This is a genomic window from Rhodanobacter sp. G1, assembly GCF_055397855.1.
This window is the reverse complement of record NZ_AP039674.1, coordinates 3,403,613-3,417,597: the sequence shown is the minus strand read 5'-3', so window position 1 is coordinate 3,417,597 and position 13,985 is coordinate 3,403,613. Positions and strand designations below refer to the sequence as shown.

Annotated in this window: 13 protein-coding genes; 9 read left to right on the top strand and 4 right to left on the bottom strand. The window is 60.2% G+C overall.

What is annotated here, in order from left to right:
• Nucleotides 1-434 precede the first annotated feature (434 nt).
• From ACZ5Z2_RS15160 to ACZ5Z2_RS15150, 3 genes are all read left to right on the top strand, one after another.
• Nucleotides 435-1,391 (top strand): DUF932 domain-containing protein, encoded by a 957-nt coding sequence (locus tag ACZ5Z2_RS15160; protein ID WP_181303075.1) that lies wholly within the window; start codon nt 435-437, stop codon nt 1,389-1,391.
• An 8-nt stretch (nt 1,392-1,399) separates the two neighbouring features.
• Nucleotides 1,400-1,894, top strand: coding sequence for a JAB domain-containing protein (locus ACZ5Z2_RS15155; protein ID WP_181303158.1), 495 nt, complete (start codon nt 1,400-1,402; stop codon nt 1,892-1,894).
• A gap of 88 nt (nt 1,895-1,982) precedes the next feature.
• A complete protein-coding gene (locus ACZ5Z2_RS15150) occupies nt 1,983-2,960 on the top strand; it encodes a YqaJ viral recombinase family nuclease (RefSeq protein ID WP_181303074.1) in 978 nt (325 codons plus the stop codon).
• A gap of 78 nt (nt 2,961-3,038) precedes the next feature.
• Here the strand turns inward: ACZ5Z2_RS15150 and ACZ5Z2_RS15145 are convergent, their stop codons facing one another.
• Nucleotides 3,039-3,386, bottom strand: a complete 348-nt coding sequence (locus ACZ5Z2_RS15145) for a helix-turn-helix domain-containing protein (RefSeq protein ID WP_255436846.1) — start codon at nt 3,384-3,386, stop codon at nt 3,039-3,041.
• A 295-nt stretch (nt 3,387-3,681) separates the two neighbouring features.
• On the opposite strand from ACZ5Z2_RS15145, the gene ACZ5Z2_RS15140 reads away from it, so the two are divergent.
• The 6 genes from ACZ5Z2_RS15140 to ACZ5Z2_RS15115 all read left to right on the top strand — a co-directional run bounded on the left by ACZ5Z2_RS15140 (nt 3,682) and on the right by ACZ5Z2_RS15115 (nt 8,361).
• A complete protein-coding gene (locus ACZ5Z2_RS15140; protein ID WP_181303073.1) occupies nt 3,682-4,239 on the top strand; it encodes a DUF4339 domain-containing protein in 558 nt (185 codons plus the stop codon).
• Nucleotides 4,240-4,359: 120 nt separating this feature from the next.
• Entirely contained in the window at nt 4,360-4,782 is a 423-nt protein-coding gene (locus ACZ5Z2_RS15135; protein ID WP_181303072.1) for a hypothetical protein, read from the top strand.
• 213 nt (nt 4,783-4,995) lie between these two features.
• On the top strand, nt 4,996-5,895 hold the full coding sequence (locus ACZ5Z2_RS15130) for a recombination directionality factor (RefSeq protein ID WP_181303071.1): 900 nt from the start codon (nt 4,996-4,998) through the stop codon (nt 5,893-5,895).
• 339 nt (nt 5,896-6,234) lie between these two features.
• Nucleotides 6,235-6,582 carry a hypothetical protein gene (locus ACZ5Z2_RS15125; protein WP_181303070.1) on the top strand — a complete coding sequence of 116 codons (348 nt, stop codon included), beginning with the start codon at nt 6,235-6,237 and terminating at the stop codon, nt 6,580-6,582.
• Nucleotides 6,575-6,916 carry a hypothetical protein gene (locus tag ACZ5Z2_RS15120; RefSeq protein WP_464759427.1) on the top strand — a complete coding sequence of 114 codons (342 nt, stop codon included), beginning with the start codon at nt 6,575-6,577 and terminating at the stop codon, nt 6,914-6,916. Before ACZ5Z2_RS15125 ends, ACZ5Z2_RS15120 begins: the two co-directional genes overlap by 8 nt.
• Nucleotides 6,913-8,361: a YfjI family protein gene (locus tag ACZ5Z2_RS15115; RefSeq protein WP_464759426.1), complete on the top strand. Its 1,449-nt coding sequence runs from the start codon at nt 6,913-6,915 to the stop codon at nt 8,359-8,361. Before ACZ5Z2_RS15120 ends, ACZ5Z2_RS15115 begins: the two co-directional genes overlap by 4 nt.
• Nucleotides 8,362-8,460: 99 nt before the next feature.
• Here ACZ5Z2_RS15115 and ACZ5Z2_RS15110 read toward each other — a convergent pair whose 3' ends face one another.
• The 3 genes from ACZ5Z2_RS15110 to ACZ5Z2_RS15100 form a co-directional block, all read right to left on the bottom strand.
• The gene (locus ACZ5Z2_RS15110) at nt 8,461-9,210 is read right to left on the bottom strand and encodes a MobA/MobL family protein (RefSeq protein WP_464759425.1); all 750 of its coding nucleotides are present in this window, start codon (nt 9,208-9,210) and stop codon (nt 8,461-8,463) included.
• 221 nt (nt 9,211-9,431) lie between these two features.
• Nucleotides 9,432-10,874, bottom strand: coding sequence for a hypothetical protein (locus ACZ5Z2_RS15105; RefSeq protein ID WP_464759424.1), 1,443 nt, complete (start codon nt 10,872-10,874; stop codon nt 9,432-9,434).
• Nucleotides 10,871-13,927, bottom strand: a complete 3,057-nt coding sequence (locus ACZ5Z2_RS15100) for a type III restriction-modification system endonuclease (RefSeq protein WP_464759423.1) — start codon at nt 13,925-13,927, stop codon at nt 10,871-10,873. Before ACZ5Z2_RS15100 ends, ACZ5Z2_RS15105 begins: the two co-directional genes overlap by 4 nt.
• Nucleotides 13,928-13,985 lie beyond the last annotated feature (58 nt).

Below are 13,985 nucleotides of genomic sequence, written 5' to 3'. Positions count from 1 at the left end.
CTGCCAGGGGCAGGTCTCACAGCGCGAGACAGGCGATGCCTTCCTCCTCCGGGAAGAGGGCCGCTGAAAGGGCAGGCAACTCCGCGTGCATGAAAACCTGCATCGCCGAGCCCTCAACTGCTGGTCTGAGACAGGCCTTTCCTAAACAAAGATATTTCAGATCTATATCACCCACATGAGGCGGGGAGCTTCTCGCCTTGCGTAGGGGACATCCGCTCTGATGCTCCCGCTTCACCGAGTAATTCCATGATTCCTGAAAAACCCGACCCGCTGACGTGCGTCCTGGTGGTGACCGCCGCACTGCTGCTGGGCTTCGTTCGCTGCTCGGGGAACCTCAACAAGGTTCCTTGAGCCCATTTAACCAAGCAGGACTCGCCGAAGGCCCGGGAAACCGGGCCTTCGGCGTTTATGCCGTCTGAAACGAGGAATTGAACATGCATCTGGTCGAATCGATCGCCTATCGAGGCGAGAAACCGTGGCACGGCTTGGGCAGTCGGCTCGAAGCCGGTGAGCCCATTGAGGTCTGGAGGGAGCGCGCCGGGATGAACTGGTCCATCGAAGATGCCGACGTGCGCTACGTGGTGGGGAACCAGGGGCTGGGTGTCATCCAGTCCTTCCCTAGCAACAAGGTGCTGTACCGCTCGGATACCAAGGCGCCGCTGGCGGTGGTCTCCAAGCGCTTCCAGGTCGTCCAGCCGGGCGAGATTCTGGAGTTCTACCGTGACCTGACCGAGGTAGGCGGGTTCGAGCTGGAAACCGCCGGCGTGCTGCGCGAGGGCCGCAAGTTCTGGGCATTGGCTCGCACTGGCCAGAGCGTCACGCTGCGCGGCAAGGACAAGGTCGAGGGCTACCTGCTGCTTGCTACGGCCTGCGATGGCACGCTGGCCACCACGGCGCAGTTCACCAGCGTGCGGGTGGTATGCAACAACACGTTGCAGATCGCGCTGGGTCACGGGCAAGGCGCCATCAAGGTGCCGCACCGCAGTCAGTTCGATCCGGAGGCGGTCAAGCGCCAGCTCGGCATTACGGTGTCATCCTGGGACGGGTTCGTCGCACGCATGAAGGCCTTGGTCGACAAGCCGGTGGATCCGGACTCGGCCGAGGGCCTGCTCCGTCGGGTCTTGACCTATCCGGGGCAGGACAGCCGGACTGCCGTGGTGAACGAACAGGCCGTGGCCACCGTGCGGGCGCTGTATGAAGGCGGTGGCCGGGGCGCCCAGATGGCCTCCAGTCGAGCGACAGCCTGGGGCCTGCTCAACAGCGTCACCGAGTTCGTCGACCACCACCGGCGAGCTCGCACCGAGGACCACCGCCGGGATGCGGCATGGTTTGGCCAGGGTGCGCAGATCAAGCAGCGGGCTTGGGACGAACTGGTCAAGGGGGTAGCCTGATGCGTGCCATGGCGGCAAGGAAACCCCTCGTGCACGTGACCTCCCACGAGGCCATCTCCCGTGACCAGGAGGATGCCGTCATCGCTCAGGCCCTGGGCATCCTGTCGGCAAGGGCGCTGACCCCGGGGCAGTTCATGAAGGATCCGCCAACCGCCGGACAGTTCTTTCGCCTGCGACTGGGCGAGGAGAGCCGGGAGCACTTCGAGGTGGCCTTTCTCGACAACCGCCACCGCCTCATCGCCGTGGAACGCCTGTTCTCCGGTTCCGTGGACGGGGCCGAGGTGCATCCACGCGTGGTGGTCCAGCGTGCGCTGTCCTTGAACGCCGTGGCGGTCATGCTGGCGCATAACCATCCGAGCGGAAATCCCGAGCCGTCCCCGGCGGATCGGATGCTGACCTCACGCTTGAGGGAGGCTCTGTGCCTGGTGGATATCCGCGTGCTCGATCACTTCGTGGTGACCGCTACGGACGTGGTCTCGCTGGCCACGCGCGGCCTGATGTAACCCGCACTGCACGTCGTCCCGCTCCTTCAGAGGAAGCGGCATACCGCCCGGCCCCATGGCCGGGCGTTTCTTTTTCAGGAGAGGAACCATGAAGAGACAGACAGCGTTGCGGCTAGTCGACACGCGCACGCTCGACCGGCAGCAGTGGTTGGAGGTGCGCCGAGGTGGCATCGGGAGCTCGGATGCGGCGGCCGCCGTCGGCCTGAATCCCTACAAGAGCCCGCTAGCCCTGTGGATGGACAAGACCGGGCGCGCGGTTGAACAGGAGGACGCAGCCGAGGACATGGACGATCCGCGCTACTGGGGCACCTTGCTGGAGCCCTACGTCGCAGCAGCTTACCAGCGCAAGACCGGTCGCAAGGTGCGCAAGGTCAATGCAGTCCTGCAGCACCCCACGTTTCCTTTCTTGCTCGCCAACCTCGATCGGGAGATCGTCGGAGACCCCGACGTCCAGATTCTCGAGTGCAAGACCGCCGGCGAGTTTGGCGCACGACTCTGGAAGGACGGCGTGCCGGACTATGTGCAGCTTCAGGTCCAGCACCAGTTAGCGGTAACGGGCAAGCAAGCTGCTGATGTAGCCGTGCTGTTGTGTGGCCAGCAGCTGGAAGTGCACCGCATCGAGCGCGACGACGAGCTGATCGGCCGACTGATTCTGCTGGAGACGCGCTTCTGGGAGCACGTGGAAACGGACACGCCGCCACCGGCCGATGGCAGTGAATCCTCCGCGAAGGCCTTGCGTCAGCTCTATCGTGACCAGGGCACGGTGCTCGACTTTACGGGCAACAGGGACCTCGATGGCGCCTTCAGTGCTCTGGTGTCGCTGAGGGAAGAACTGGATGCCAAGGAGCAGGAAGCCGAACGGCTCAAACAGGTCATCCAGCAAGCCATGGGGGAAGCCAGTAAAGCCTGCTTCAGCCGCGGCGAGGTCACCTACAAAGGCGCGAAGGAGAGCGCATCGTGGGACGTCAAGCGCCTAGCATCGGACCACCCTGATCTCGCGGCCCAATACGTCATCACCCGGCCAGGCGCACGGCGGTTTGTCGTGACTGCGAACAGTGCAGCGTGACCGAGCCGAACAGGGCAAGCAGAGCCTCGTGCCACGAGGTCTCCCGAAGACAGGGGCGCACATGCGCTCCTGCTTCCTTCAGGGGGATTTGGTGCCCTTGCGATCGCGCTTTTCGGCCATCTGCTTGGCCAGTGCCAGCAGCTTGGCGCGGTCTCCGCTAGGAAGCTTGGCGAAGGTGAGGAGCAACTCGGCCTGATCGTCCTTCTCAGCGAAGAGATAGGCGAGCGGCACACCGAGCGCCTCGGCGAGTGCGGCCGCCGTGTCCATGTCCGCGCGATTGACGCCCTGCTCGTACCGGTTGATGCGGACGCTTCCGTTGCTCTTGCTCTCCGACACCAGGCCTCCAAGCGCACGCTGTGACAGGCCGCGCAGTTCGCGTGCGGCCTTCAGGCGTGTCGCAAAGATGGATGCAATGGGCTTGGACAAGAGGCGGCAGGGCTCGGTCTAACAGCCCTCAGCATTGCGCAAGCCTGTACCGTGCGACAGACTATACTGCAGCAGTATATATCACACGACGAACAGGCCCCTCGCGGCCTGAAGCAGCCAGGGGGCACGCCTTGCGTCGCACGCACGAACGGCATGTCGCCGTGGCAGCTGATTGTCTGCCGCTGACACTTTCATCCCTTTCCGAGGGCCATGGCCACGCCATGGCTCCTTCTCTCGTGCGTCCGACAGCGGGCGCTTCTCAGTGTCACCCATACCCCACGCCAAAGGAGTGCAGATGGACGCATCAAATACCGAGTCGGTGAGCTGGTTCTATGAAACAGATGGGCAACGCAAGGGACCGATTACCGAAGAAGGCATGTTCGCCTTGATCAAGCAGGGCACCGTCACCTACGGCACGCTCGTATGGAAAGCAGGCTTCCCTGAGTGGCTGAAGGCTGAAGACAGTGAACTTCGAAGTCACCTGGAGCGCGTCGCGCCACCGCCGATCACGGGCAAGCACATCGGCAATGGCGTCGTGTGGACACTCGCGTTCGCGCCCCTTATCGGCTACATCCTCGAAAGCGCCTTCGCCTACGCGATCAACAACAGCGACAGCGCGGCGGATGCCGCCATGAGCGATTCGAAGTACTGGTTCATCACGCTCGCCCTGAATGTCGGTCTCTCCTATTTCGATGAGGGACGACTCAATCGCGCCGGCTACGACACAGGCAAATTCAAGGCCATGGCCTGGCTCGTGCCGGTGTACCTGTACAAGCGCGCCAAGGCGCTAAATCAGAGCCTCGGCTACTTCATCGTCTGGATGGTCTGCTTCGTCCTCACGATGATCGCCTGACGGTCTCCTCGCGATGCGCGGCCCGCGCATCCGCTTCTCTTCGTTCCCGATGCCGGACCAAACACCACCCCATGACGCCTGCGCGCACGGGTCTAAACCACTGTGACATGGAGCATGACAATGGCTGAATTTTTCACCGGACTGAGCACGATCCTGACGATCGTTGGCTGGTTCTTTTTCGGGTTCGGCATCGCCAACCGGATCCGCTTGCGCAAGAAGAAGATCACCCCCACCAAGCGCCAGCTATGGCAATGGTGGTTCCTGATGGTGGGGGCTTGGGTACTGGGCGGGATCTGCCTGCTGATTGGCAACCACATGGCCACCAGCCAAGCCCAAGCCGCGAACCCGGCCGTTGCCGAGCAGAGTTTGGCGGACTTCGAAGCCGCCCTAAGCAACCCCTCCACCACCGATACGGACCAGTGCGTCGACCAATGGGTCGATGCCTATCGCAAGGACGCCGGCGAGGATGCCGTGGTCACACAAGACCAGCTCGACGAATGGACGGGTTGGTGCAAGGAAGGCAAGCAAGCTCCGGCCTTCTGAAGCCCGGCAGCCGCCAGGCTGCCACGCGAGTCCATCCAACCAAGAGCCCGGCATGCCGGGCTCTTGGCGTTTCAGCTTCCGGAAAAACCGACAGAAACGAGGTGCAGATCGGACCGCCTATGCCGAGCCTCCCCAGAAAGCGGGGATGGAACGACCGTGTGCGTCCGCGCGTTGCTCCTCTCTCATTTCCCGAAACCCACGAGGAGAACAACCATGCTCAAGGGCCTGGCCATTACCCCACCCGCCATCGGGCGCATATCCATCGGCCGCGTGATCGAACGCAACGGCAAGCGGCTGCCCGAGAAGGACGACCAGTTCACTCTCACCACCCAGGTGCAGACCCGCGACGGCTGGGTACTACATCCGCTGGACGACGAGTTACGCAAGGCCGCTGGCGGGAAATTGCGGTCGATTCCCGTGCAGATGCTGTTCAATGACCCCGCCCTCAACCTGCGCGCGGACTACTCACTCTTCGATCGCACCAAAGGCCGGCCGATGTGCGTCGGCAACGGAGAGACCTGCCGGCGACGCGGCAAGGATGGCGTCGAGCAACTGCCTTGCTCCGGAGCGGATGCGTGCGGATTCGCCCAAGGAGAGTGCAAGCCCTATGCCCGCCTGCATGCGCTGGTAGACGGCGGAGCGAGCGATGAGCTCGACAGCTTCGTCCTGCGGACGACCTCCTACAACACAATCCGCACGCTCGCAGCCCGGCTGGAGTACTTCCACGCGGTGTCAGATGGGAACCTTGCCTGCCTGCCGCTGGAGCTCAAGCTGCGGGGCAAGTCCACCGCCATGAGCTTTGGAACACCGATCTACTACGTGGATTTAGTACTTCGCGCAGGGCTGTCGATGGAGCAGGCTGTCGCGGATGCGAAGCAGCTTGCCAAGCGCCGCCGCGAGGCGGGTGTCGACCAAAAAGCGTTGGACCAAGCAGCACACCGCGGCTTCGCCAACGGCGCCTTTGAAGAGCTCGAAGAAGATGGGTCAGCGGTAGTGGAGGAGTTCTTCTCCACAGGGGCTGCTGATCGAGCCTCTGACGTCGGCGCATGCGTCGAATCCGGGTTGAAAAGTCGCCTGGACGCTCGCGTAGCCGCTGCGACGAAACGTGCATAGCGGAGGAGGTGGTGGCGATGTTTTCTACCATAGGCGGTGCAGTGGTGTATGGCTTGGCCTCGTACGGGTTGGTCAAGCTCCTGCAGCAAAACGCAACTGGTGCGGCGGGGAGGTCGGAGCGGTGATGACACGATAACGAAGAGGGGAGGAGGGACGCCTGAGCGTCCCTCCTGATGCTAAGTCACTGTTTTTTTTGCTGCATAGCTGGTGAGAGAGCAACGCGATACGGGCTGCAAGAATCTTGAATTTTTCTCCGGCGAGGTATTTCACGGAAATGGATGGAATAGCCCCCGACCGCTCTTCGGAGCCGGTCGATCATCCATAACCAAGGAGAAGAACGTGAGTCAAAAGCAGCATGCCGATCGCACCACGCGCGCGCCGCGGGAGCGACAGTCGGCTCAAGTCCCGGTCACCTACTTGACCGATTTCCAGCATACGCCGTGGAAGCCCGATGGTCCCACCGTGCGCTTCCATGAGTTGCTCAAAGTGGTGCGTTTCGGGCGCAGCACTGCCTACAAAGTGTTCAAAAGCGACCCGACGTTTCCGAAAGGAACGCCGCTCTTCGACACGCCTCGCTCGCCCCGCTTTTGGTGGTACGACCAGGTGATCGCCTGGCTGCGTACTCGCGAAGCTTTGGCCAGCAATTCTGCGAACAATCGCCGCTGCAAGGAGATCAAGCATGTCTGAGCTGCAGGAATTCGAGCGCTTCATGAGCGAGTTGCAGGCCATCCAACCCAGCAGTCGGCGCCGGAACAGCGAAGCGTTCGCCGAGGCCTATGCCGAGGTCGAGCAGCGTTTGGCTGCGAAGGTGCCGCAGAAGGCGATTCTGACGGCCTTTAACAAAGCCTATGACTTGAAGCTGAGTCCGGTTGGGTTCCGCCAGCTGCTGGATTCGGAGCGGGAGCGTCGGCAGGCGAATGGGGATATGCCGCTGTGCCGCTCTTGCGGCCACCCGCTCGGTACTGCCGGTCACCAGGCGATCTTGACCGACGAAGGCGTCTCGGAAGGAGGTGAAGCATGAACGGTAGCGACTTTTTCCCCCAGCGCTATCCCTTGGATGCCTTTCTCATGCTGGTGCGAACGACGGCATGGGAACTGCAGCAGAAGGTTCAGGCCCCTGACGCGTTGATCGGTATGGGACTGATCGCCGGGATGGCTACGGCGTGCCAGGGCCTGTTTGATGTGAAGCTGCCGACCGGGCAGTGTCGGCCGACGTCTCTGAACCTGATCGCCATTGCAGAGTCTGGCGAGCGCAAGAGTACGGTGGATGCATTGGTCTTCGCGCCGCTGTATGAGCACGACTGTCGCAAGGCGAAGGCATTTCAGGCCGCGCTGGATAGCTACCAGGCGAAGCGCGAACTCTGGGAGGCACGAGGCCAAGGCCTGCGAAACCGGCTCGCTAAGGCGGTCAGCAAAGGTGAGGCGACCGAGGCGATTCAGGCAGATATGGGGCAACACGCCACGCTGAAGCCGACCAAGCCCCGCCTGCGACGGTTCATGCGCCAGAACATTACGCCGCGGGCAATCATGGATACGCTCCGTGGCGATGGAGAGTCGATCGCGATCACGACCGATGAAGGTCAGGTGATGTTCAAGAGCGAGACGATGGCGCAGCTTGGGCTCTTGAACAAGGCGTGGGATGGTGCAGCGATGTTGACACTGGACCGTGCCGAATTCGACCACGTCCTGGTGATGAACCCTCGCGTTACGATTAGCATCATGACCCAGAAGCAGGTGCTTCAGGCTTATCTGGCGAAGCATGGCGATATTGCCAAGGGATCGGGTCACTGGGCCCGGTATCTCTTTGGCTGGCCCGAGTCGATGAAGGGGTTTCGTTCGGTCAATACGGACGAGCATGTCTGGGAGTCCCTGCTGCTGTTTCAGGCGCGGATGCAGGAGTTGCTTGAAAAGTACGACGCCGTCAGCGAGTCGGGTGAAGTCAAGCGCGAGGTTGTCGAGTTTTCTGACGATGCGAAGGCGCGCTGGTTCGAACTATCGCAGCAGACGGAGTGGATGCTTCGACCCGGGGACTACCTGCACGACATCCACGACTTTGCATCAAAGATCATGGAGCTGCTCGGGCGACTTGCTGCAGTGTTCCATTGCTACAGCGGCGAGGAAGGTAAGGTGACGCTTGATACGTTGGAGCGCGCATTCACGGTCGTGCAGTGGCATTTGGAGGAATACAAGCGGATGTTCTCGCCACAGTTCGCGCTGTCGCAGGAACAGGTCGATGCGCAAGCGGTGTTCAAGTACCTCCGCGACAGCGTTTGGCAGGGCCCCCGCTCCGATACGCACGTTCCGAAAAACCATGTGCGCCAGTACGGCCCCGTCCGGGATCGTGATCGTCTCAACGCGGCGCTTCGCATCCTGGAGGCCCAGCGGGCTTTGTGGATCGTGGTTGCCCCCCGTGGCAAGCAGCGCTTCGTTCGGCTGAGCGATTGGTATTTCGGTGGCGGTCTGTAGCTTTCGATGAGATCATGCTGCCCCGGCCGGCAACGGCCGGGGCCTTTTGTCCGACGCCAGTGCTAGGGCAGGCACCCCGGCGAAAGCCGTGCCATTCTGCTACGAAGTAGCAAGAGTGGCAGAGCGTGGCGGTCCCCCGGCACTGCCAGTCGCCCTCAGAGTGGCGAATAAGGCCTTCTCGCTATCCGACATGCCCTTGATTCGGGCCGGCCCGAGATGACGCTCCGGCCGGCGCTGCAGCCCCTGCTCACGCAGGCTACGGTGGTCGACTCTCGCGTTGAAGCCGTGTTCTTCAAGGGCCTGGTTCTGGATATCGGCGATCTTCTTCCTCGTGGAGATCACTTGGTCGCGAAGCGCCATCGGCGACCTACCGCCGCTGTCCTTGCGACAGCCACCATCCTCCGGTCGTTCCGAGTTGTATCTCGCAAACATCCGTTCCGGTGGTCGACCGATCCCGTCTGGTACCCTGTCCGAATACATCAGGTGCATGTGCAGGTTCGTGATGCCGCCCAGTGAGCCCTCAGGTGCATGGACCGCGAGCTGGAAGGGTTTGTTACCGACCAGTTCACGGGCCAGTCCCATCGCGAGCGCACAGTTTTGCTCCAGGCTGAGCTCGTTTGGCAGAGCGATGACGTGCTCCCGGTAAGCGGCACCATTGGCCCGCTCGTAGGTATCCGCGGCTTTCCAGAACGTGGCCGGGTTGCCCTCTGTCCAGTCAGGCATGTTCCCGTTGCCCGCGTAAACCAGATCCTCCCGATCTGAATACCTGCCCAGCCGCTCGATGTAAGCGGCGTGCTCTTTGGCAGATCCTTTCCTGCCACTTTTGATTCGATGATGGAAGCTGGCCATGTACGTACTACCCTTTCTCATTGGTCAATAAAAAAGCCGACGAGATAGTTCTCGTCGGCTGCTATGAGACCGCTCCATGTAGTCCTGACGACGGCCCGGGGGAAACGGTATGTGCGCGTCCGTTATCCCCCTCCTATATCCGGTGATCAGGATTGGATGTTCTTGTCGTCGTTGCTGGATTTGGAGTTTGTCTCACTACATAGGGAAGGGTGAGTAAGAATTTACACCTCTGCAGTAAGCTCGGCTGCCCTAACTGCCTCCAGCGAGCAGTAGTCGTAGAGATCCTGAACCGCAGCGTCGCAAACGGCAACGTCATTGGACAGGTAGCAATCGGCATACTTGTTCAGCCGGGCCAGCTGGTACGCCATCCATGCCTCGTAGCGATTGGGTGTGCCGGTGATTGCCATGTAGAACTGGTTGAAGCGGCTGAACAATAACTGATTGATACCGTGTGGGATGTAGTCATGTTCGAACAGTTCTTGGGCGCTTCTTTCGTCATCCATCTGACGGAGCACGCCAGTGCCCTTTTCGGCTTGCGTCTGCCCCAGCCAGTAGGCCGAGTAATTGGTTTTGACCTTCTGCTGATGACGAATGGCGCAGAGTGCAGCAATAGAATCAGCTGCCGAGATATTTTTCGTGTCTAGCGAAATGACGCCCCACTCATGGTGTACGTAGGAGCAGAGCACTTTGCTAGCCGCGTTAACGATCTTCAGCAGATCCCTGCGTTCACTGGCGATGCCGGTCGCATCTTCAATCAACTTGGCCAACGCCAAGGCGTTGGTGTCAACAAACTTGGGAAATGCTTCTACGGATGTCACCGGGGTCAAGGGGTGAACGATCGAGCCAAAAGTGCCAGAGAGCTCGCGGCAGAACTCCTCGATCCTGTCCTTGATCGTATTGACCTGACCATCTACCTGCGACAGCTCGATGACCTTTTGGTACTCGCCGACGAAGTTTAGGAACGGAAGGATGCGCACATAGGTGTATATCGCTTCATGCAAGGGGCGGCTGGGCGCGTCGTTGGACTTGTGTGTGTACCGCTCAACTGCCTCGGCGAGATAGGTCAGCGCTTCGGCTATCGAGTTGGACCGCCCGCTATACCTAATGTAGATCGGCTCCAAAATCTCGATGTTCTCGCGGGCGATGCATTCAAGTAATTTTGGATACGTCAAAAAGGAGGTGTCTATCCGTCGCAGCACGAACGGATCCACTTCTTTGCTCAACGTCGAAAGAAGGTGGTCTACTATAGCTATGCCTTTCTGATTCCTCGACGCGGCTTCCGTCGTGTAAAACTCCAGCGTCGGCTTCCCGCCGCGCGTCGGGGACTTCAGCAGTCTGAAGAGTTGCGTGTCGTTGGTGTCGTTCGTGACATAAAGAAGCTTGATGGTTTTTAGCGTCGAGAGAGGGAGGTCCTCAGCGAGCTTGGGCTTGCGCACATCAGCTACCTCGCCGAGGAACGCGAATACGCCGTCTAGCGAATCGTACGTGATAGATGTCCCGCTCGAATCACTTTTTTTTGCATCGGTACCGGTGATTGTCTTGAACTTTTCGTAGTTGAGCTCTTCGAGCAGCTCTTTAACAGTGCCTGTTTGCTTTCCGCTCGGATCAAGGTTGCTGCCAAAATCAAAACGGGGTGTATACACGGTGCGTTCCTTGGTGGTCACTTCACGATCTCCATTAACTTGCCAAAACTGTCTACCACGTCGTACTTGACGTTCTCGGGAGCAAATCGACGGTTCATCTCGTCGAAGAACTTGCGAGCGCACCTGATCTTGGTCTTCTCGATCTCTCGCAGTTCCATGGATGACATGGAACCCTTGGTCTCGGCGACGAAGTAGATGTGTTTCACCGTTCCTTCCTTGAAGGTGATGGCCCAGTCGGGGTTGTAATCGCCTACCGGGGTGGGAATCAGGAAGCCGCGTGGCAGCTTGGCGTAGACGACCACCTCGTCGCAGGTGTCCAGCTCTGTCACGAACGCACGTTCGATCTTGGAGTCGGTCAGCACGTAGTCGTAGATATGTCGCGTGAGCTTGTCGCCGGCCTTGGTGAAGTCTTGCCTGGTCTGTCCGGCAGTGAAGATGTCCAGGTCGAACGTGTCCTCGACCGGGTCGTAGGCCAGGTGCTCGACGATGACTGTGGCCTTCTGTTCGTTGACCAGGCGAATGGCTTCGGCGATGAAGCTTTCCGGGTTGGTCTTGAACTGGGCGAACACGGCCACGTTGATCCCCTTGAGGATCTCGGCCACTGCTTGGCGGGTCAGCTGGGTTCCTTCGACCAGCTTGCCGATCAGGTCGTACTTCACGGCGGAGTGGACTGACTGCTTGTTGTATTCCACCGCGGTCTCTGAGACGCGGAACGCCTCGCCGTTCTTGAGATTGTCGGCAGTCACCGCATCGGCCTGCTCGCCGCGCTGAATGGTGTACTGCAGGGGCGTCACGCGCAGCCCCGTATCCTTGTCGTTGAGCGCGGCTACCGCCTTGCGCACAAGCTCATCCGAATCGAACTCCACGCTGTAAGCCGCCTTGCGGTTGATCCGGCTCCATAGGGCCTTGAACTCCTTCTTGTCGAAGTTGGCGTTGAGTGGGTTCCTTTTGGGCCGACGGCCGTCATCGATGTCGGGGAGCTGACTTTCGCTAAACAGGCTGTCGATCAGCTGGAAAACCTGCTCGGCATGCGGCTGTAGGTCGGGCGGCAGTTCGGCACGGGAGCCTCCCTTCTTGGCGCCGTGGTAGCCGGCAGAAATAGCATCGGCGTCGTCGATATAGTCGTTCTTCACCAGGTATTTGTAGATCTGCTTGGCCTGCTGGGGAGTAACCTGGATGTCGCCCGCTGCCGTCCTGAGTATCTTGCCTGCGAAGTATTCCTCGCTTGCCACCCTTGGGCGGTCGGACAGGGAGGCGCTGATGTCCTTCTGCAGCGCCGTCACAAAGTCCTTGTAGCTTTCGCTAGCCACTACGGTCAGCACATTGACGTCGTGGACGGTAGCCGGATTGTCCATGCGGTCACCTTGCTGGTTGACCGAAAGGCGCAAGCCGCGGCCCACCTCCTGCCGCCGCGAGATGGTGTTGTCGCTGTGCTTGAGCGCGCAGATGACGAACACGTTGGGGTTGTCCCAGCCCTCGCGGAGCGCCGAATGGGAGAAGATGAAGCGCACCGGTTCATCGAGGGAGAGCAGCCGCTCCTTGTCCTTCAGAATCAGGTCGTAGGCGTCCACGTCGTCGGATAGCCCGGCATTTTCACCGCGCGCGGCGACGGTGGGGTCAGCCAGGTGCTTGGTCTTCTTGTCGATCGAGAAGTAGCCGCTGTGGGTTCTGTCGGTCGATATGCTCTTCAGGTACTTGGTGTAAGGCGACTCCTCCAGGCCCAGAATTTCGTTGAGGTACAGCTCGTATTCCTCCTCGAAGATCCTTGCGTACTCCCCCTTTTCGTCCTTCGCCGCGTAGTCGCGGTACTTGGCGACCTCGTCAATGAAGAAAAGGGTCAGCACCTTCACGCCCTGCTGGAAAAGCACCTGTTCCTTGTCGAAGTGCGCCTTGATCGCCTCACGAATCTGGATGCGACGAAGTGCGGCTTCGTTCACGTCTCCCGTGGCATCGCCAACAACCAGTTCCACGCCATTGGTGAAGCTCAGGGTGTCGGTGATGGCGTTGATGTCGGCCACCACAAAGCCGGTACGGTACTGATCCAGCCCGTTGGACAGGTCGAATAGGTTGTCGCCCTTTGCGAGCTTGCGGACCACGGGCTTAATGTTGCCGTTGGCGAGCTTCTGTTCCAGCTCAACGCGTGCCACGGGCGGTTTCGATTTGGAAATCTCGATGCTCTGCAGGTACAGGTAAGCATTGGTGCCCGCGAGGCCTTTCACGGCGATCCCCCGCACCGCGATCTTTTTCACCAGCTTCTGGTTGTAGGCGTCCAGCGCGTCCAGGCGGTGAATCTTGTTGTGTGTGGTCTTGTGGGTGGCTGAGTAGCGCAAGACCATCAAGGCCTTGAACTCCTCCAAGGACTTCAGCGTCTGGGCGCCTTCCATTTTCTGTGGCTCGTCCAAGATCAGGATGGGCCGGTTGGCACTGATGACGTCGATGGGACGGCGCGACTGGAAATCATCCAGCACGTCGTAGATGCGTCGATTCTCCGCGCCTCGTGAGGCGAACGCCTGCACGTTAATCACCATCACGTTGATGCCGGCATCCGAAGAAAAGCTCTCCAGCTGGTGCAACTGCTTGGAGTTGTAGATGAAGAAGCGCACCTTCTTCTGGTAGCTCTCCAGGAAGTGCTCGGCGGTGATCTTCAGTGACTTGGCCACGCCCTCGCGAATGGCAATGCTGGGCACGACGACGATGAACTTGCTCCAGCCGTACTGCCTATTCAACTCGAAGATCGTCTTGATGTAGCAGTAGGTCTTGCCAGTGCCGGTTTCCATTTCGACATCGAGGTTGACCTTGGCCACCCTGGTCTTGCACAGCCCCTCGGAGACGGGAAGGTTCTTGCCCCGCTGAACCTGCTGAATGTTCTCCAGCAGAGAGCCGTCGGTCAGAGTCAGATCGGCGTTGCGGAAGCCTGCTTCAGAGAACAGGTCCTCCACGCCCTTTTTGGCTTGACCCGGGTCGATGCGGTAGCTGATGGCTTCTGGGCTGGCCGGCGGCTGACCTTTGAAGCAGTCCACCACTGCCTGCACGGCGTCTGTCTGGTAGGCCTGGGTCTTGAACTTGAGCTTCATGATGTCCCTGGGGGTATTTCTTTCTGCAGTGCTTCTGCATCTAGGAGGCGCAGAAAGG

Coding starts and splice junctions, on each gene's coding strand:
- ACZ5Z2_RS15115 (WP_464759426.1), top strand. CDS start 6,913: ATGAACGGTAGCGACTTTTTCCCCCAGCGCTATCCCTTGGATGCCTTT.
- ACZ5Z2_RS15120 (WP_464759427.1), top strand. CDS start 6,575: ATGTCTGAGCTGCAGGAATTCGAGCGCTTCATGAGCGAGTTGCAGGCC.
- ACZ5Z2_RS15155 (WP_181303158.1), top strand. CDS start 1,400: ATGGCGGCAAGGAAACCCCTCGTGCACGTGACCTCCCACGAGGCCATC.
- ACZ5Z2_RS15100 (WP_464759423.1), bottom strand. CDS start 13,927: ATGAAGCTCAAGTTCAAGACCCAGGCCTACCAGACAGACGCCGTGCAG.
- ACZ5Z2_RS15160 (WP_181303075.1), top strand. CDS start 435: ATGCATCTGGTCGAATCGATCGCCTATCGAGGCGAGAAACCGTGGCAC.
- ACZ5Z2_RS15150 (WP_181303074.1), top strand. CDS start 1,983: ATGAAGAGACAGACAGCGTTGCGGCTAGTCGACACGCGCACGCTCGAC.
- ACZ5Z2_RS15130 (WP_181303071.1), top strand. CDS start 4,996: ATGCTCAAGGGCCTGGCCATTACCCCACCCGCCATCGGGCGCATATCC.
- ACZ5Z2_RS15135 (WP_181303072.1), top strand. CDS start 4,360: ATGGCTGAATTTTTCACCGGACTGAGCACGATCCTGACGATCGTTGGC.
- ACZ5Z2_RS15110 (WP_464759425.1), bottom strand. CDS start 9,210: ATGGCCAGCTTCCATCATCGAATCAAAAGTGGCAGGAAAGGATCTGCC.
- ACZ5Z2_RS15140 (WP_181303073.1), top strand. CDS start 3,682: ATGGACGCATCAAATACCGAGTCGGTGAGCTGGTTCTATGAAACAGAT.